The following is an 18,796-nucleotide window of genomic DNA, read 5'->3' as shown; positions in this document are numbered from 1 at the left end:
CCGCCACAGCTATCTTGTGACGGAGGTTTATCAGCTTAATCCAAAATCAAAAATTCAAAATTTTAGATTAAGAGAACCATTCTAAAACAGCTTCTTCCTTGGTATTGGTATTCCGAGATGGTGTCTCACGATTAAACTTCATCTGAATTGACCGTGTTTGTTCACCATCAGCAGCAACAGCCATAATTGGATAGTCAATCAAACCATCCTGGAAGGACATTTGGAAACGGAAGGTACCGTCTGGATTGAGTTTAATTGGACGACCGCCAATTGTGACAGTCGCATCAGGTTCTGTTGCACCATAAACAATCAACTCAGCATCAGCAATTAACCAGAACTTACGCGGACGCATTGGCACGTTACCAGAGAAGCCAGCGCCAGACATACCTACGCCAGACATGTTCAAACCAGAGGTAGTTGGAACTGCCCACATACCTACACCAGAGGGGAAGACGTAAGAGCTGATGGCTTGTTCTGGAGTGACGAAACCAGGAACCTGGTGCATGGAACCGAACACAGAACCTGCAACGCGCATGACTTCGGCAGATTCTGCCAAACCAAAGATTTGGTCGTAGATGGCATTACCGTTGGCAGCAGCACCAGGAATAGGAGTAGCAGTAGCAGTAGGAGCCACTTTCTTGGCGGGAGGAACCAGTTCATAAACAGTTTTCTCACGCAAATCTTCATCAAAATTCACGGTGATGAAGACATCTTCAATCCAGTCGGAAGGATAGACAGGAGGAACGTGGACGGGTGCAGAACGAGCTAATACTAACCAGCGACCATCAGCACAACGGTAACCAATGTCGATGACATAATCGCGATCGCTCACTGGAACTGGCAAATACCATTCCCGTGCAAGTTCATCACAGGGGTATTCTTGAATGCTGTGGGGGCTTTGGTACTCTAAATTGATGTCGGTGACATCATAAATACGCAGTGCCAGCTGTTGTCCCCCAAGACGGCGTAGTTCTTCTTTATGCTCCTTAGAAACATCCCAGTAGGTATAAGCCCACTGAGGGTCGCGAGGCATAAGAACAATACGGCTTTCTCCATAGCCTTGAGGCAGATCCGCTAGTCCTTCATCAACATCAGCGAGAGTACCGCCAGTACGATCAATTTGACCCAACTCAAATTTTGCTGCTTCCACGGTTTCCTGTGCCTCCATTGAACGAGATTGGGTGAGAGAAACTTTGCTGCGTTGAGCTTGTTGAACAGATTCCAATAGTTGCGATTTACGCATTCTACTGTAACGAGAGATGCTATATTCACTAGCTACTTTACGTAGTTGCCGCAATGTCATCTCTTCTAAAGGTGGGCGTTCTTTTGCCATAAGTTTGGCCTCCAGTAGTTTGAAAGGTTCATGATGTCCCCTGGTTATTAAATGGCTGATAAATAGCCGTAGACCTCCAGAAAAACTTCTTATTCCTGACTCCTGGTTCTGCCGAGTTTTGTGTTTTTTAATGTGTTTTTTAATTGCAAATCACTCCCTCTCGATTCCCTGTGATGCCAATGTGGCAGCATTTTCTTTTGGGGAGCAGAGGAGTCTTTGTTAATAAATATTAACTAATAATCCTGCGTTGGGATCAAGGGGGTTACAGACACATTTTTCAGCTTTTCACGTATTTATCAGCCTTTGGGGATCATAAAGTTATCATTCTATGACATTTTAGCTTGTTAAAAGCAGGTTATACATCTGATTAATCGTGATTATGTCAAAATTTGATGACATAATCTTTGACTCTGTACTAAGTTAGATTTGCTTCATCACTCGTACTGAAAAACTGCGGTGCCTAACGGGAGAGACCTCTGGGTATGTCCTATGTCTTATGTCCTCTGGACACGCTGCTTTCTATGCCGAAGGGTTGGGATCAACCTTTCAGCAAAGACTAAAATCCACAAAGGAATTATCGGGAGGAGTTGTTGAGTGAAATGTATGAAGACTTTCGTAAAAGGATAACAAAAGCTTATTCCTGACAACCAAAAATCTCTAGTGCTATCCAGAACCGGTAAAAATTACGATCTAAAAAATCATACCTATTTTGTTGAGAACTGACATATCCTGGATGCGCCATGAACCCTCTACGCGAACCAGTTGATATCTAACTCGTAATTTTTCTTTCCCAGATTTTTTCATCTGACCATTCGTATAATACTGTGTAGCTTCACTCACTGAAGCTTCTATCGCAGCGTGATACTGATCAGATGTATTTGCCTCTAAAGATTCAACCTTCACGCTATGTTCGTATTTTCGATACTGGTTATCAGTTTTTTCCTGTTGCGCCCATCGCTGCCATTTTGTCAAGGTTGAACCCATTAAAATATACTTCAAACCATCAATCTCGTGGTTAGGTCCAAAAGCTGCGGCTTTAGTGTCTAGCCAAGCCTGAATCATTTCCTCTGCTGTCGCTTCAGTGAGTTTTCCTAGTGGTAATTGTGGTTTACTGTTTTGGTCAGGAATTGAGACTAGGGGCTGATTTAGCTCAACTGATACCTGTTCTCCTTTCAACGAAGGTCCAGGGAAAAACAAATTTTTCAACAATCCGAAAGTTCCTGTGATCAAAAACCACAGCACCAATAGACTCACGGACGAAACAAACACAATCCGCACCAACCGCATTTGTGCTGGAGAAATACGGGCAAAAATTCGCTGAGGATAAGTAGAAGCAGCAGATACAGTGCGTTTGCGCTTTCTTTGGGTTTGTCCTTGAGGGGGTGCGGTGGGATGTTTGGATCGCCGATTCGAGTTGTGGTAAGTTCCTCTGGGAGTGGCGTCTATGCTGTTAACAGGTGCTACAGGTGCTACAGGTGCTACAGGTATTTCGGATTGTGAACTCCAAGTACTTGATGAAGAAGACGATGTTGTATAACTGGGTGAGGAAGAGGAAAAGGTTGATGTAGCTGGTGTTTCTGAATTGAGAGTATTTTGAGTTGCAAATTTCCCCTCAACCACTTTGGAATTATTTGGGGAATTATTGCGGCGACTCTCACGAGTGATTTGGTGTGTTTGGAAAGACTGTCTGTTGATTCCAGTTGCTGAATCTGTGGGTTCTACTTCTGTGGACAAAGCTTCTAAATAAGCTTGCACTTGTTGATTAGCAAAATAATCTTTCAAGGAAGCGGGCTTGTCTACCAAATCTCGAAAGTTTGGAAACACTTCATTTTCCAACCAGCGTTCCTCGTATAAACACAGTCCTGGTAAGAGGTCTGGAGAGTCTTGAGAACTTTCGCGAATAAAAGCTAGAGCCTCGTACTCCTGTGAGAGTTCTAATGCACGACTTGCTTCTTCTGTTTGCCCCAGCAGAAGCGCACACAGCGACTGTTCTAGATGGACATCTTGACGTCTACCCAGACGGAGCAACATTTGCTTGGCTTGACGAATTAATGCGGGTTGACGTTGAGCGAACCCGCGTGCGATCAAAGCATAGACTGCTAAATAGGTGGCGACTGCTGAGGGGCGCTTGCTTTCTACTTCAAACAGTTGGTGCTGCTCAGTAACTGTCAGGTAGTTACGCAGTTGCTGAATAAATCTCAGAAAATCATCTGTACTCAGACCAGATTTGTCGTTTCCTGTACCATCTATGCCACCACGCTCATCTAAAATCTCATGCAATAATTGCAACCCTTGTTTTCGTTCGGTAGTCTGTTCTTCAGGTAGGGCCAGTAATTCCAAAATACGATAGGGTCGCAATCTATACAAGTCAAACTGAATTTCAGAGCGAACGCTGGGGAATAACCCTTCATGTGCAAGAAATTCCTCTCCAGTTTCTAAGGAAATCGCGGCATTTTCGTAGTGAGCTTGCTGCCATGCCTCTCGACCAAGTTCTAAACAAGCCAGAGAAACCGTAAGTACAACATCTGGACGTTCACTAGAAAAAGGAACTTCCTCTATATTGTCTCTATCGCTTTGAATACTGCTTATACCATTTCTATTTACTAGGTGTGGACGACCCAGTTTTAGAACAAGTTCATATTCCCCAAGTTCCTGCAAAATCAATAAAGCACCAACGAATTCATCTTGGGAAATATCGATACTAAGGGCTTGAGAATCAAGCTCACCAATATGACCTTGGTTACGACTTTCAACAGCGACTCCCCCACCTTCAGTGCTATCAGAACCATAAGCATGAGCAAGATAAAGCTGGTCGTATGTTTTACGCTGTTTTGGATTAGACAGAACAATGTAAGCTTTTTCTATTAAGTTTTTTCGAGATGTAATTGCTGCTTGGGAATACTCACGGCGTGGCAATTGCACAACGCGATCGCCATATGCCTGCCGCAACTGTTCCTCACTTGCCGCCATTGGTGTCCCTAAAATTCTGTAGTAATCTAGCGGAATTCGCACGGCTCATTTCCCCTGCAGCACGATCAACATAATTTTCCTAAAGCATTCCAGGCTTGTAAAAAACTGCCATAACAATAACTTATTAATTTCAGACTACAAGTATGTTTTGTTACAACTTGGAGCGTGTTTTCACATTATTATGGTATAATCTTGTTATGGTATTAGTCTTTTGTCGATTTTGATAAGTATCCAATTTTTTAAGAATATTTCTATTCTTCTTAAGCTTTTCTAAATTCCAACCTTTTTGACAAACAAACAATTGACTATAGTATTTTGGATAACAGCATACATGATCGTCTCTTTGCAGGAATATTTTTTCCTTCTGTTTATGGGATATATGGCATGATGTTCCCTGCAATTGATTTTAGAGGATCCATTCCCACCACATGATGAGAAAAGCGCCACTTTTAAGGTTTGCTAGTATACAGCGACCTACAGCTTATCACAAATTCTTCTTTGAGTACAATAATCTACATAAAAATACTTAATTTCGGGAATAAGAGCCGAAATTGTTAATAAATATGCAGAAAGCTTGTTATTTTGGTAGCTAATCTATAAACCAAGGTTGGCATACTACCAATTGCTGTCGAACAAAATCAACGACAGCAGTTGAGGTGAATTTGATTATTGACTCCTTTAAACGCTATCTTTTTATTTAAGCTGCATGAGCGCAACTGATCTCAAATCGTAACTTTAAGTTTTACAACAGGAATACTTAGAAACAGATGGTTCAAGAACGCACATTACCCAAATTTGATGCGGCTACCGTACAAATAACCAAAGAAGAAGGATTGCTGTTGTACGAGGACATGGTACTAGGGCGCACCTTTGAAGACAAGTGTGCCGAAATGTACTACAGGGGCAAAATGTTTGGTTTTGTCCATTTATACAACGGTCAGGAAGCCGTATCTAGCGGTGTGATTAAGGGAGCGATGCGACCAGGTGAAGATTTCGTGTCCAGCACTTACCGCGACCACGTTCATGCTCTGAGCGCAGGAGTTCCTGCAAAAGAGGTGATGGCAGAGTTATTTGGTAAAGCCACAGGGTGCAGCAAAGGGCGTGGTGGCTCAATGCATATGTTCTCTAGCGAACATCGGATGCTAGGTGGTTATGCTTTTGTGGCTGAGGGTATCCCCGTTGCTGCTGGTGCAGCATTTCAAACGAAATACCGCCGCGAAGCGTTAGGCGATCAAAACGCTGACCAAGTGAGCGCTTGTTTTTTTGGTGATGGTGCTGCAAATAACGGTCAGTTTTTCGAGACGTTGAATATGGCAGCGCTGTGGAAACTACCGATTATCTTTGTTGTAGAAAATAACAAGTGGGCGATCGGCATGGCTCACGAACGGGCGACTTCCCAACCAGAGATTTATCGAAAAGCCAGTGTTTTTAACATGGCAGGTGTGGAAGTAGACGGTATGGATATCTTGGCGGTGCGAGCAGTCGCCCAGGAAGCCGTAGCCCGTGCGCGTGCTGGGGAAGGTCCTACCTTAATTGAAGCACTAACTTACCGTTTCCGAGGTCACTCTCTGGCTGATCCAGATGAACTACGAACCAAGCCTGAGAAAGAGTTTTGGTTTGCTCGTGATCCAATTAAGAAATTTGCTGCTTATCTGATTGAGCAAAACTTGGCTTCTAGTGAAGAACTTAAGTCAATAGATCGAGAAATCCAGCAAGAAATCGACGAAGCAGTGAAATTCGCTGAAAGTAGCCCCGAACCCAACGCCAGCGAGTTGTATCGCTTTGTGTTTGCGGAAGACGAATAAAAACTGCACCAGTCCGGAATATTGAAGTGGAAAGAAAAGACTCACCACTTGAATACTCCGGACTAAAAACCTGTTTGCAAACGGACTCCAATCATACCAATACAATGAGTAAACTCCACATTCAAACAAATCAGTCCCAGCTTGAGGTTGTACCAGAAAGAGGTGGCATTATCACAAGCTGGCGCGTACAAGGTCAAGAAATTCTTTATCTGGATCAGGAACGTTTTGCTAATCCTGAGTTGAGTGTTAGAGGTGGAATTCCAATTTTGTTTCCTATCTGCGGCAACTTACCTAATAACACTTACACTCTTAACAACAAGCAGTACACTCTCAAACAACACGGCTTTGCCCGTGATTTGCCTTGGAAATTTACAGATGATTACGTAACTTCAGAAACAGCCAGCTTGACTTTGGTCTTAAACAGTAACGAGCAAACACGCGCAGTTTATCCTTTTGACTTTCAAGTCGCTTTTACTTATCAAATACAGGGCAATACATTAGAAATCAGACAAAAGTACACTAATCTTTCCACTGAACCAATGCCTTTTTCTACAGGCTTTCATCCTTACTTTTTAACAGTGGATAAAAATCAACTCAAGGTTGAAATACCCTCGCAAGAGTACCAAGACCAAATCACCAAGGAAACTCACTCATTTAACGGTGATTTTGACTATAACCGCGATGAAATTGATGTCGCTTTTAAGCAACTAAGCGCTAAATCAGCTACAGTTACAGATTATGCCCGCAAGTTGAAATTAACGCTGGAATATGACGATACATATTCTACCCTCGTCTTTTGGACGGTTAAAGGCAAAGACTATTACTGCTTGGAACCCTGGAGCGCTGCTCGTAATGCTATCAACACAGGTGAACACCTGAGTGTGTTAGAACCAGAAGCTACCCATGCAGCAACTATACGCTTGATGGCAAATTTTTTCTAAACCCCTTTACAAATCTTTCTGAAGTTATGCTATGATTGATTAGGTTTTGCAAATTCAAAGAACGGGTCGCTAACTCAACGGTAGAGTACTCGGCTTTTAACCGATTAGTTCCGGGTTCGAATCCCGGGCGACCCATTTTACAATTCAAAGTTCAAAATATGGCTCAAGGGCACGCCAAAGGCGAACAAAATTCCAAATGAAAGGTAGCTAGAGTTGGGGATTTCAACCCCAACTGTAACTGAGACTCGCGGCTATATTTTGCTTCGTAACTCAACGTACAAAACTCACAGATTGGAATGATAGAGTAAGGTTGGTAGTGTCCACCTTACTTTGCTTAAAGTTTTTCGACATAAAGGACACAAGAGTAGTTATAATTTCCTATAAGCTTAAAATAATATTAAGAATAGCGTACCCATTACGCTTGTCTCACATCGACTAGCCGACAACCATATTAGGAGGACTACTTATGGCGCTCGTACCTTTGCGGCTGCTGTTGGATCACGCAGCAGAAAACGGTTACGGCATCCCTGCTTTCAACGTTAATAACTTGGAGCAGATTCAAGCTATTGTTCAGGCTGCCCAGGAAACAGATAGCCCCGTGATTTTACAAGCTTCTCGTGGCGCTCGTAAGTATGCTGGTGAAAACTTCCTGCGTCACCTAATTTTGGCAGCGGTAGAAACCTACCCCAATATTCCCATTACCATGCACCAAGATCATGGTAATGAACCTGCTACCTGCTATTCAGCAATTAAAAACGGCTTTACCAGCGTGATGATGGATGGTTCGCTGGAAGCTGATGCTAAGACTCCCGCTAGCTACGAGTACAACGTTGACACAACCCGCGAAGTTGTGAAAGTAGCTCATTCACTGGGTGTCAGCGTTGAAGGCGAACTAGGTTGCTTGGGTTCTCTGGAAACTGGTATGGGTGAAGCAGAAGATGGTCACGGTGCGGAAGGCGTTCTTTCCCACGACCAACTGCTGACTGACCCAGATCAAGCAGTGGACTTTGTGGAACAAACCCAAGTAGACGCTTTGGCAGTTGCGATCGGTACCAGCCACGGTGCTTACAAGTTTACCCGCAAGCCAACTGGGGAAATCTTGGCAATCAGCCGCATTGAAGAAATTCACCGCCGTTTGCCTAACACTCACTTGGTGATGCACGGTTCCTCCTCTGTACCCGAAGATTTACTCGCCCTGATTAACCAGTATGGCGGTGCTATTCCTGAAACCTACGGTGTACCTGTGGAAGAAATCCAAAAAGGTATCAAGTGCGGTGTGCGTAAGGTAAATATTGACACCGACAACCGTTTGGCTATTACCGCCGCTGTGCGTGAAGCTTTGGCTGCAAATCCCAAAGAATTTGACCCCCGTCACTTCCTCAAGCCTTCTATTAAATACATGCAGAAGGTTTGTGTTGATCGCTATCAGCAATTTGGTACTGCTGGTAATGGTAGCAAGATCAAGCAGATTTCACTCGAAGACTTTGCCGCTAGGTATGCTAAGGGCGAACTCAACGCTGTGATTAAGAAAGCTGCAGCTGTCTAAGTTTGAGAACAAATAAATAGGGATACAGCAATGCTGTGTCCCTATATTACAGAGGATTTATAAGCTGCTGAGACTTTGCCGGGTAATGTTTTGGTTCCCCGGTTTTTATTTTGAGGGAACAGGGAACAGGCAATAGGAAGACAAATATCAGTACATAAAATAAGCTGTTAGGCTTACAAATTGCACTATACAGAGTGAAGGGCGAAGGGAGTCAGAGAATGAGGCAAAGGATTTGACGGTTTTCTTCAAAGTAAAAAAATGCATTCTATAAGCGCAAGAGTACAAGGTTCAGAAACTGGGTGCGTCAAGAATTTAAGTTTTTCGCTGTTTTGTTTTATTTTGCACCAAAACACAGGGTGGGGTGTTCGTGGCTGGAGATCCTAAAAGTGCAACTGCATGAGGGACAGGACGAGGTTGGTAACGTACAAGAGATTCTCCTTGATAAACTAAAGAAGTACTTTGACCGGAATCAACCATCACAACATCTTGTAACCCAGCCTTAACCAGCGCCTTTCCCAAAGATATAGAGTCAACAGATTCTAGAGAAACGCCTACGGTGGCTTGTTTCTTCTTGTTAATGCCCCAAAAAGCCCGATAACGTGCTACATCGAAACCATACAACCCGTTAAAGCTGCTTGGTTCACGAGATTGACCATCTTTGACTAACCAAGCCGCCGCCACAAAAGCATCAGTCACTTCAGGCATTTCAGCTTGTATTCCTTCTAAAGTGTTGTGCTTGAGTGGATCGAAGGGAATGAAGCGCACTTCATGAGGACTAATCAATACCAGAGGACGTGCAGCAATTTTCTGGATGTCCCAAGTGCTACCAGGAATGAATTGTTTTGTCACCTGGCTGTATACTGGTCCAATCATCACATTAGAATTTAAGAGTTTCAGCGAGAAGAAACCTCCGTCTACAGCAGCAACAGCATTTGTATTACTTCTAGCTAAAATTTCCTTGACCGTATAACGACTATCAGCGTGGATAGTGATCGGTTTACCACCCGAAACTAGAATCAGAGGAATTTTATCAATCGTCATGTCAGTTTTTTGAACTGGGCTTGCAAAGTCAAAGCCTGTTTTCCAGCTTGGTAATTTGGCACCTCCCCAAGCTTGCTTGATCACGTCTTGTAGCCTAGATTGACCAAAGCGGGAAACTGCCAATAAACTGTCTGATGCACCAGCAAACCGTTCATCCACATCATTCATCGTCAGTGCTAGGTCATATCCTGCTGCTTGTACCAAACCTGCAACTTGCTCGTTATATTTTCCCGCAGGATAGGTGAAGTAGCGAATAGGAATTCCTAAGTTTGCCTCTAAAGTTGCCTTAGACTCAACAACTTCTTTTTGAATTTGTTCTGGTGGCAAAACTGTTAAATCAGCTGGGTGAGTGACGCTATGAGATGCAATTGTCACCAAGGGATTAGCCACCATCTCCTTGAGTTGTTCCCAACTGACATGAGTTCGACCAACATTGTTGCCAACACCTTTGGTGTAAATAGAAAATACAGCAGGATAACCGTATTTTTTCAGCAATGGATAAACATACTGATAATGTCCCCCGTAACCATCATCAAATGTCAAGACAACAGGTTTTTCTGGGAGTGGCATTCCTGTTTGCAAATGAGTCATCAGCTGGTCAAGACTAATGGGAGTGATGCCATTCTCTTTGAGGGTTTGGAAATGTTGTTCTAATTCTTCTGGGGTGACATCAAAAAAGACTTGTTTTTCTGGCAAAATGTCATGATACATGAGAATGGGCACTCTTGCCTGTTTTGCCACTTCGTTAATGTTGGGCCAGGAAGTCCGATTGAGGAAAGCATAAACATAAGGACCAACAGTTTCTACAATATTGTCTAATCCCCAATTAGGCTTGGTCATCCAACTAGATGCCAAAACAAAATTGCTCGCTACACGAGAAACTTGACTATTTAAACTAATATCATTGTTATTATTGTTACTACAAGCTTCTGTTGTGGGAGTATTATTAGGCTCAGCAGGTTTTGAAAAATGACGACGACGAGCAACAGCCAGTTGTGGTAAGAAGATTGAGACTGCAAGTAATCCACAAATAAGGGTATGAAATATACTTCGGGAACGGGAATTAAAAAATATGTAATTCAGAATAGGATTATTAGGAATGAGCTTCATACTTAATTTTTAGAATACCTGGGTTCTGTAAGGGCTGCGTTGGCGTCGGTTCGAGTAACGCTTACACTTTATTCCCTATTCGTTATAAAGATAAGAGATAAAAATATAAAGAAATATTAATAAAAATATAAGGACTGATTAAGCTTTAAGCTCAGTCAAGATCGAAACTTTTCTGTTGATTAGACTGATTTTGATGCCAGTGAAGTTCCTGGTTTATCCCTATGCGCCTATGCCCAGTGGGTACGGCCACGGCGATCGCCGAACGGCAAACGGCACCTTCCCCCATATAAAGGCACTTTCACACACAAATCATCGAATGACTCAAAACTCGATACCTCACCCTGCCCTGTGGGGCATCCCTCTCCTTATAAAGGAGAGGGAAAAATTTTAGTGAAGCCAAAAGTGAAATTACACAAAGACACGGTGTTGTAAGCTGGGCATTTGCCGACGAACTTGTTCTAGTCTGGCTGGGTTGATTTCGGCGATCGCAACTCCTGGCTGCTCACCTGCATCCGCTAAAATCACTCCCCAAGGATCTATAATCATGGCGTGTCCGTGTGTCTGACGACGAGCGTAGTTGATGCCAGTTTGTGCTGGAGCTATCACATAGGAAGTATTTTCAATAGCACGTGCTTGCAAAAGGACTTGCCAATGATCTTTGCCAGTAAAGGCAGTAAATGCAGCAGGCACAAAGATGACATCTGCACCTTTGTGAGCCATGTATCGGTAAAGTTCGGGAAAGCGAACATCATAGCAAACCGAGAGTGCTATATTACCAAGTTCTTGCGAGAAATGGACAGCAGGTAATTCCTTACCTGCCATAACTGTTGTGGATTCTCGATAAGTGTTGCCATCTGGGACGTTCACATCAAACAGGTGTACCTTTTGGTAACGTGCAACTTCTTGACCATTAGGCTCAAGAAGCAAGGCAGTGTTGTAGACTCTAGTGCTGGTGTCATCTACAGGAACTGGAAAGCCGCCGCCCAAGATAGTGATTTGAAAACGCTGCGCCATTGTTTTGAGAAACTTTTCTGTTTCTTGGGCGATCGCACCAGCTTGAGCCATTTTTTCATTTTCCTCACCCATAAAGGCAAAGTTTTCTGGCAAACCAATTAATTCAGCACCTTGACGCACGGCTAAATCAATCAATTCCTCTGCCTGTGTCAAGTTTTTTTGTAAATTGGACACACTTGTCATTTGAATCGCGGCGGCTAAATAAGACTTCATACATTCAACAACGAATAATAAAGTTGTGCGAGGTTGGAAACGGTTAAAACAGTTATCAGTTATCAGTGAGCCAGCGCTGTAGGAGGGTCTCCCGACCTAGGCGACTGCGTAAGCGCAAGCGCACGCTAAGAGCGTTCGCGCAGCGTCTCCGCAGGAGATACCCGAAGGGTCCTTGTTCACTTTTGGCTTGCTGAATGATTGTTTTTGATATATTGTGTTTTACCCACGCTTGAAATCGTCTCTCACGCCCCGATATACGAACAACATTAGTCGGGAAGCGTTAAGTTTTTAACTCGCAATTCCTGAGGCAGCGCGTTGGACGGGTTTCCCGGCTTGAAGCGCCTGCCGTCTCGACGCCAAATCAAAGATTATGGCGCGAGCCTCCTTGCGCAAAGAGGTGAAAAAAAAGCAATTGCGATTGCATGAGTTTGCAAGCGCAGATCATACCTATCAATCAATTGTTGCATCAAATCTAGATAAGTAGACCGACTGGAAGAAACTGAGTCGAGCCAAAATTAACTAGTTTTTTCCCAAGGTTTATCTTATACCAATTCACAAAAATCCTGATATAAATGGGGAGCAGGGGGCACCCGAGCACCCGAGCAGTGGCAAAGAATTAGAAACCAATCATTTGTATCAGGCCCAAGCGTGAAATGGTATAAGAGTGACTATCGCGAGCTAACGGCTAAACCGATGAAGTTACCTTTAGGTATGTCAGCGATTTTAGTTGCTGCACCGGTGGATAGGTCGATGGTGTAAAGAACTGAACCAGAAAGTGCATAGGCAGTATCGTTGCCTTGTCCATCTGTAAAGATGTCGAACCCGCCTATAGGTGCAAAGTTGACGCCGAGATTGCCTACCGTCCTGAGAGTACCATCATTGGGTGGGTTTTGCAGTACTAAGACGTCAAGGTTGTAGTCAATACCAAAAAGTTGAGTTGTCGTTGCTCCAGCAACCGATTTTGTGTAAGCTATCGCAGTAATGTTGGGGTCAATTCCGGTGTTGACATCGTCTACAGCATAAGCAAGGGGTTTATCGACATTAACTTGACCGTTATCATTGGTACGGAAATTTTGGTCATTGCTACCTACTGCTCTTAAACGGTCTGGTACGGGATTAAAGTCAAACCCTGACTGAAATCCTCCATTGAAGCTGCTAGATAGTTTACTGACAAACGTAGCCTGACCGTTTTCGGGGTTAATGGTGTATATGTTGTCAGTGTCTGTGACACCGTAGAGCAGACCGTTTGCTGGACGGAAGTCAATACCTTGTAAGTTGCCGTCAATTCCCTGAACTTCGATTCTTCTACCAGCTCCCCTCGAACCTATATTCACAAGAGTATTGTTGGAGGTTAAGCCAATGAATCTTAAGCCAGATCCTTTGCCTGTGATATTCATTGAGGGGTGATCAGTATTTTTAGTCCTGCCAACGTCAGCCGAAATTTTGTTAACACTCAAACCCAGACAAGCGGTTAGTACAGCAACGACAACAGTAATGTTGCGCAAATGAAAAAGTTTTCTTTTACACTTAAATGACAAGATTATGACTTTGATCCAGTAAATAACTTCCTTTTTCTATAAAGAATAATACTTGTAATTTACTGATAAATATACTTTAGAAGTATATGTATAAAAAAATAAGCCTTTACGAATACGTGATCGCTTCCCGATAGATTTGAACTTGGGAGAAAATCCCAAAGCGCGGTAGATAGTAGCAAGATCGGTCTGAAAAATTCCCAACTTCAAGCATTTTTGATTTATTTCCACAACCTTTCAATCGGATTGACTTCGGGTGTATGTGAATGGCTAATGACTAATGACTTCGATTTACCCCCAGCTTTTTGTAAAAAAGGAGCATCCCGAACGTGAGTGCGTCGTCTTCCGATTAGTTTTTACAGCCGGAGAATAAGTTAACTCTTGGCGGTTGATAACTTTCACGCTAACCTGTTGACAGCTTTGTTGATACACTTGAACTGCACAAGCCCGGTAAAACAGCGCGATGGTTCATATAAAGCGCGTACAACTCACGAACTTCAAATCCTTCGGTGGTACAACGTCTGTCCCCTTACTGCGGGAGTTTACTGTCATTTCTGGACCGAATGGTTCTGGGAAATCGAATATTCTAGACTCGCTGCTGTTTTGCCTGGGACTAGCCAGTTCCAAAGGAATGCGTGCTGATCGCCTTCCTGATTTAGTCAACACGACTCAAACCACGAAATCTCGTTCCGCTGTGGAAGCTTCCGTGACAGTGACGTTTGATTTATCAGACCATGAACTGGATGATGAATTTGAGGAAATCTCCCCTGTCGTCTCTATCGTTGAAGGTGAGGAAGTAGAGAAATCACAGGAAGCGCAGGAAGAAAAACAAGAAAGCGAGGATGATAGAAATCGCAAAGAAAAAATCCGTGCCAAACCAGGTAGCGAGTGGAGTGTCACCAGAAGGCTGCGAGTGACTCCGCAAGCAACTTATACATCGAACTACTACATTAACGGCATCCCCTGCACTCTCACAGAATTACACGAAGAACTAGAAGAATTACGTGTTTATCCGGAAGGGTATAACGTTGTTCTGCAAGGAGATGTCACCAGTATTATCTCGATGAACCCCCGCGAAAGACGCGAAATTATTGATGAATTGGCAGGGGTGGCGGCGTTTGATCGCAAAATCCATCAGGCAAAAGAAACTTTAGATGAAGTTAAGGAGAAGGAAGACAGCTGTCGTATTGTTGAGACAGAGTTAACTGGACAACGCGATCGCCTCTCCCAAGATCGCGCCAAAGCCGAAAAATACCAAAAACTCCGCGCTGAGTTTCAAGATAAACAACAATGGGAAGCGGTTTTATCTTGGCGTTCCCTGCAAGCACAGCAAGAAAAGTTAGCGACGCAAATTCAAATTGGCGATCGCACCTCCGGTGAACTCACAACTCAACTCACCACCCTCAATTCAGAAATTATCCAAAAAACCGCCGAACTTGAACAACTCAACGCCCATGTCAAAGCCTTGGGAGAAGAAGAACTTTTGGCGGTACAATCTACCCTCGCTACCCAAGAAGCAGAACGTAAACAGCTTCAGCGTCAACAAAAAGAATTAGAAACAGCCGCACAAGAAACCCTCAAGCGCCTACAACAAACTCAAGAGGAAATTCAACAGCATCAGCAAACCATAGAAAAATTGGCAGAACAACGGGATGTAGAGACGTTGCATGCAACGTCTCTACAACAGCAACGCGATGACATACGACAAGAATTAGAAAACTCCCGTGAAGCAGCAGCAGAAATTGCTTCCGCCTCAGAAGCGTGGGTACAACAACAAACAGCCCTGAACCGCCAAATTGAAACTTTGTTGCAAACTGTTGAACCTCAACGTACAGAACAAGCACAACTCACAGAACGTAATAACCAACTCCAGCAGCAAATTCAAGAACAAACTCAACTCGTTCAAACTTTAGAACCTCAGTTAGCAGAAAAACAAGCTGAGTGTACACAAGTTGAAACAGAATTTAACACTTCTGGCGAACCGATTCAAAATTTAGCCGAAACGCTATCAGCTACAGAACAAGAACTACAAATCCAGCAAGAAACCCAAAAGCGCTTGTTGCAGGAACAACGAGAAAAACAACGCCAATTGGATAAACTAGAGGCGCAACAAGCAGCACAGCAAGAAGTTCAAGGAACCCAAGCCAGCAAAATTATCCTCCAATCGGGTATGCCGGGAGTTTGTGGATTAGTTGTACAGCTAGGACGTGTGGAACCCCGCTATCAATTGGCTTTGGAAACTTCTGCAGGGGCGCGTTTGGGACATATTGTCGTCGAAGATGACAGCATAGCAGCCGCAGGAATTGAACTACTCAAACAGAAACGTGGTGGGCGAGCGACTTTCTTACCGCTGAATAAAATTCAGGCTTCCAAATTTACCCAAGATTTTACGCTGCGATATGCGAATGGGTTTGTGGATTATGCTGTGAACTTAGTGAATTGCGATCACCGCTATAAAGATGTGTTCAACTACGTTTTTGGTAACACAGTTGTTTTTGCAAATCTCGCTGACGCACGTCAGCATATGAAACTTTATCGCATTGTCACTTTAGATGGGGAATTGTTGGAAACCAGTGGTGCAATGACTGGTGGTAGTACGAACCAGCGTTCATCGTTACGGTTTGGTACGACAGAAGCTGCAGAATCTGAGGAAGTTTCTTCTTTAAAAAGTCGGTTAACTGATATTGAGCGAATTTTAGAACGTTGTAGTTCAGCAATTCATTCTCTTTCTTCTCAAACAAAGCAAGTCACACAACAGGTGACGGAAGCACGACAAGCGCGGCGAGAACAACAACTGCGCTTGGAACAGTTACGCAAAGAAGTAAAAAGTTTGACGACGCAATTGGAAACAACGCGATCGCAGCTTTCGCAAAATACAGAAAAATTAATTACCGTCCAATCCCGTTTAGAAATTTTTGTTCGGGAATTACCTTCCCAAGAGCAGCAATTGCAACAACTGCGACACGCTTTGACTGAGTTGGAACAGTCCCAAACTCCCCAGGAGTGGCAACATATCCGGGCAAGAATAAAAAATCAAGAGCAACAATTGCAACAACGCGAAGCAGCCTTAAGGGAAGCAGAACAAAAACTCAAAGATTTGGAAAATCACCAGCAGCGATTGCAAGAAAAAATTACTGTTGGGGAACAGCGTATTGAAGAATACCATCAAGAGCAGATAAATCAGCAAAATCAACGTACAGCACTTCAATCTCACCACTCAACACTCAGCACTGCGATTTCTGAGACTCGCGCAGCTTTGAGTCAAATGGAACAAAATTTGGGAGAGGAGAAGCAAAAACGGGACGCAACAGAACAAGAATTGCGATCGCACACAATGCGTCAGCAACAGTTGGAATGGGAACTGCAAAAATTGCAAGAAACCCAGCAGACGCGCCGAGAAGAACTTGCTGTATTGCAAACCCAATTGCGAACGATGTCAGCGGAATTACTCAGCCCTTTGCCGGAAGTACCAGATAAAGTAAATTTAGAAGAATTGCAAAAAGAATTGCGCTCTCTTGCCAAACGCCTACAAGCAATGGAACCTGTGAATATGCTGGCGTTAGAACAATATGAGCGCACGCAAAAACGCCTTGAAGAACTCACTCAAAAATTGCAAACCTTAGAAGGAGAGCGTACAGAATTACTGTTAAGAATTGAGAATTTTACCACTTTGCGTCAACGCGCATTTAAAGAAGCTTTCGATGCTGTCAATGAAAACTTTCAATCAATTTTTGCGACGCTTTCCGAAGGCGACGGATACCTGCAACTCGACAATCCAGAAGATCCATTCAATAGTGGATTAAACTTGGTTGCACACCCGAAAGGCAAACCTGTACAGCGACTTGCTTCTATGTCAGGAGGAGAAAAATCTCTGACTGCATTGAGTTTTATTTTTGCTCTGCAACGCTACCGTCCATCGCCATTTTATGCATTTGACGAAGTAGATATGTTTTTAGATGGAGCAAACGTAGAACGATTAGCTAAAATGATTAAGCAACAGGCGCAACAAGCGCAATTTATCGTTGTCAGTTTGCGTCGCCCGATGATAGAATCAGCCGAACGCACAATTGGCGTGACTCAAGCCAGAGGAGCTTACACCCAAGTTTTGAGAATTAAGCTACAATCTGACAAAACAAGTGCTTGAGTTTTTGTTAATAATAGTGTATAGATAAACCGGATTCGAGATCAGGACTCGGTACAGGATGACCTCTGAACAAAGTATTAGACGTTCCGATATTTTAAACACCCAGGTAATCACTCGTGACAACGGCAAGCGATTAGGAATCGTGAGTCAAGTTTGGGTTGATGTAGATCAGCGAGAGGTTGTGGCGCTTGGCATGCGAGACAACCTGATCTCTATTTCTGGGGTGCCACGTTATATGTATCTCAACAGCATCAACCAAATCGGTGATGTCATCCTTGTGGATAACGAGGATGTCATTGATGACGTTGAGGTTGAGGCTTACAGCAACCTGATAAACTGGGAAGTTATTACAGAAACTGGTGAAGTCCTAGGGAAAGTGCGGGGTTTCAAATTTAATACCGAAACAGGAAAGCTTTACTCCATTGCCATTGCTTCTTTCGGATTACCACAAATTCCCGATCAATTCTTGAGTACCTACGAGTTCTCAGTAGACGAAATCGTCAGCACAGGTCCGAACAGATTGATTGTTTTTGAAGGAGCTGAAGAGCGGCTGAATCAATTAACTGTTGGTTTACTAGAGCGCTTGGGTATTGGTAAAGCACCGTGGGAACGCGATGCTGACGAAGAATACTCCAGCTACACTCCTCGTACAGTCACACCAGACAAGCAACTGCCAAGCGGAGTGCCATTAGAGCAACCTAAGCCAAAAATCGTTCGTACACCCGAACCTGTAGCGCAAGAATGGGATGAGGACTACTACGAAGAAGAACGTCCTCAGCGTCAAGTGATGAAAGCACGGCAGTATGAGCCAGTGCAGTACGATCAAGAAGATGAAGAAGACAACTGGAGTGAAGCAACAGGTAAAGACAAGTATCAAGCACAACCAAAGTATGACTCTGGTTCTTACAACAAAAAGCCATACGATGAGGATTATGACGAATACGACGAGGATTTAGCTCGTGATGCTTGGGATGATGAGCCACCAAAGCCAGTGAATATTCCCAAAAAAGTCAAAGAGAGACAGCCAGAATACGAAGAAGAGGGATATTAATTTGTACTTCACTTCCTCTACGGTATTAAGCTAAAATGTTCCCTCTGCTTTATAAGGAGAGCCAGTGCGTTGGCTCTCCTTCGCAGCTTTTGG

The 18,796-nt window shown here is 43.6% G+C and carries 10 protein-coding genes and 1 tRNA gene; 6 read left to right on the top strand and 5 right to left on the bottom strand.

The genetic code is table 11. The features are described from left to right. Positions 1 to 67: 67 nt before the first annotated feature. Positions 68 to 1,333 (bottom strand): DUF4912 domain-containing protein, encoded by a 1,266-nt coding sequence (locus AC5590_RS15135; RefSeq protein WP_169264433.1) that lies wholly within the window; start codon positions 1,331 to 1,333, stop codon positions 68 to 70. Positions 1,334 to 2,023: 690 nt separating this feature from the next. Next, positions 2,024 to 4,345 carry an IMS domain-containing protein gene (locus tag AC5590_RS15130; RefSeq protein ID WP_169264432.1) on the bottom strand — a complete coding sequence of 774 codons (2,322 nt, stop codon included), beginning with the start codon at positions 4,343 to 4,345 and terminating at the stop codon, positions 2,024 to 2,026. 725 nt (positions 4,346 to 5,070) lie between these two features. Here AC5590_RS15130 and pdhA point away from each other — a divergent pair. The 4 genes from pdhA (at position 5,071) to fba (ending at position 8,595) form a co-directional block, all read left to right on the top strand. Then, a complete protein-coding gene (gene pdhA, locus AC5590_RS15125; RefSeq protein WP_169264431.1) occupies positions 5,071 to 6,108 on the top strand; it encodes a pyruvate dehydrogenase (acetyl-transferring) E1 component subunit alpha in 1,038 nt (345 codons plus the stop codon). A gap of 104 nt (positions 6,109 to 6,212) precedes the next feature. Next, positions 6,213 to 7,049, top strand: a complete 837-nt coding sequence (locus tag AC5590_RS15120; RefSeq protein WP_169264430.1) for an aldose epimerase family protein — start codon at positions 6,213 to 6,215, stop codon at positions 7,047 to 7,049. Between the two features lie 63 nt (positions 7,050 to 7,112). Beyond that, positions 7,113 to 7,184 (top strand) — tRNA-Lys (locus tag AC5590_RS15115). Positions 7,185 to 7,515: 331 nt separating this feature from the next. Continuing rightward, positions 7,516 to 8,595, top strand: a complete 1,080-nt coding sequence (gene fba / locus AC5590_RS15110) for a class II fructose-bisphosphate aldolase (RefSeq protein ID WP_169264429.1) — start codon at positions 7,516 to 7,518, stop codon at positions 8,593 to 8,595. Positions 8,596 to 8,907: 312 nt separating this feature from the next. On the opposite strand, the gene AC5590_RS15105 is transcribed toward fba, so the two are convergent. The 3 genes from AC5590_RS15105 to AC5590_RS15095 all read right to left on the bottom strand — a co-directional run bounded on the left by AC5590_RS15105 (position 8,908) and on the right by AC5590_RS15095 (position 13,478). Further along, positions 8,908 to 10,746 (bottom strand): polysaccharide deacetylase family protein, encoded by a 1,839-nt coding sequence (locus AC5590_RS15105; protein ID WP_169264428.1) that lies wholly within the window; start codon positions 10,744 to 10,746, stop codon positions 8,908 to 8,910. Between the two features lie 408 nt (positions 10,747 to 11,154). Beyond that, complete coding sequence (locus AC5590_RS15100) at positions 11,155 to 11,973, bottom strand: carbon-nitrogen hydrolase family protein (protein ID WP_169264427.1); 819 nt, start codon at positions 11,971 to 11,973, stop codon at positions 11,155 to 11,157. Between the two features lie 668 nt (positions 11,974 to 12,641). Then, positions 12,642 to 13,478 carry a DUF4394 domain-containing protein gene (locus AC5590_RS15095; RefSeq protein WP_248277198.1) on the bottom strand — a complete coding sequence of 279 codons (837 nt, stop codon included), beginning with the start codon at positions 13,476 to 13,478 and terminating at the stop codon, positions 12,642 to 12,644. Between the two features lie 493 nt (positions 13,479 to 13,971). Here AC5590_RS15095 and smc point away from each other — a divergent pair, with 493 nt between their 5' ends. Both smc and AC5590_RS15085 read left to right on the top strand, forming a co-directional pair. Next, entirely contained in the window at positions 13,972 to 17,652 is a 3,681-nt protein-coding gene (smc, locus tag AC5590_RS15090) for a chromosome segregation protein SMC (protein ID WP_169264426.1), read from the top strand. A 58-nt stretch (positions 17,653 to 17,710) separates the two neighbouring features. Continuing rightward, complete coding sequence (locus tag AC5590_RS15085) at positions 17,711 to 18,703, top strand: PRC-barrel domain-containing protein (RefSeq protein ID WP_169264425.1); 993 nt, start codon at positions 17,711 to 17,713, stop codon at positions 18,701 to 18,703. The last annotated feature ends 93 nt before the right edge of the window (positions 18,704 to 18,796 follow it).

It is taken from the genome of Brasilonema octagenarum UFV-OR1 (genome assembly GCF_963888615.1).
Taxonomy (GTDB): domain Bacteria; phylum Cyanobacteriota; class Cyanobacteriia; order Cyanobacteriales; family Nostocaceae; genus Brasilonema; species Brasilonema sennae.
Note: the sequence above shows the minus strand (reverse complement) of the source record. Positions and strands in the feature narration are given on the sequence as shown.

Coding starts and splice junctions, on each gene's coding strand:
- AC5590_RS15100 (WP_169264427.1), bottom strand. CDS start 11,973: ATGAAGTCTTATTTAGCCGCCGCGATTCAAATGACAAGTGTGTCCAAT.
- pdhA (WP_169264431.1), top strand. CDS start 5,071: ATGGTTCAAGAACGCACATTACCCAAATTTGATGCGGCTACCGTACAA.
- AC5590_RS15085 (WP_169264425.1), top strand. CDS start 17,711: ATGACCTCTGAACAAAGTATTAGACGTTCCGATATTTTAAACACCCAG.
- AC5590_RS15120 (WP_169264430.1), top strand. CDS start 6,213: ATGAGTAAACTCCACATTCAAACAAATCAGTCCCAGCTTGAGGTTGTA.
- fba (WP_169264429.1), top strand. CDS start 7,516: ATGGCGCTCGTACCTTTGCGGCTGCTGTTGGATCACGCAGCAGAAAAC.
- smc (WP_169264426.1), top strand. CDS start 13,972: ATGGTTCATATAAAGCGCGTACAACTCACGAACTTCAAATCCTTCGGT.
- AC5590_RS15135 (WP_169264433.1), bottom strand. CDS start 1,333: ATGGCAAAAGAACGCCCACCTTTAGAAGAGATGACATTGCGGCAACTA.
- AC5590_RS15105 (WP_169264428.1), bottom strand. CDS start 10,746: ATGAAGCTCATTCCTAATAATCCTATTCTGAATTACATATTTTTTAAT.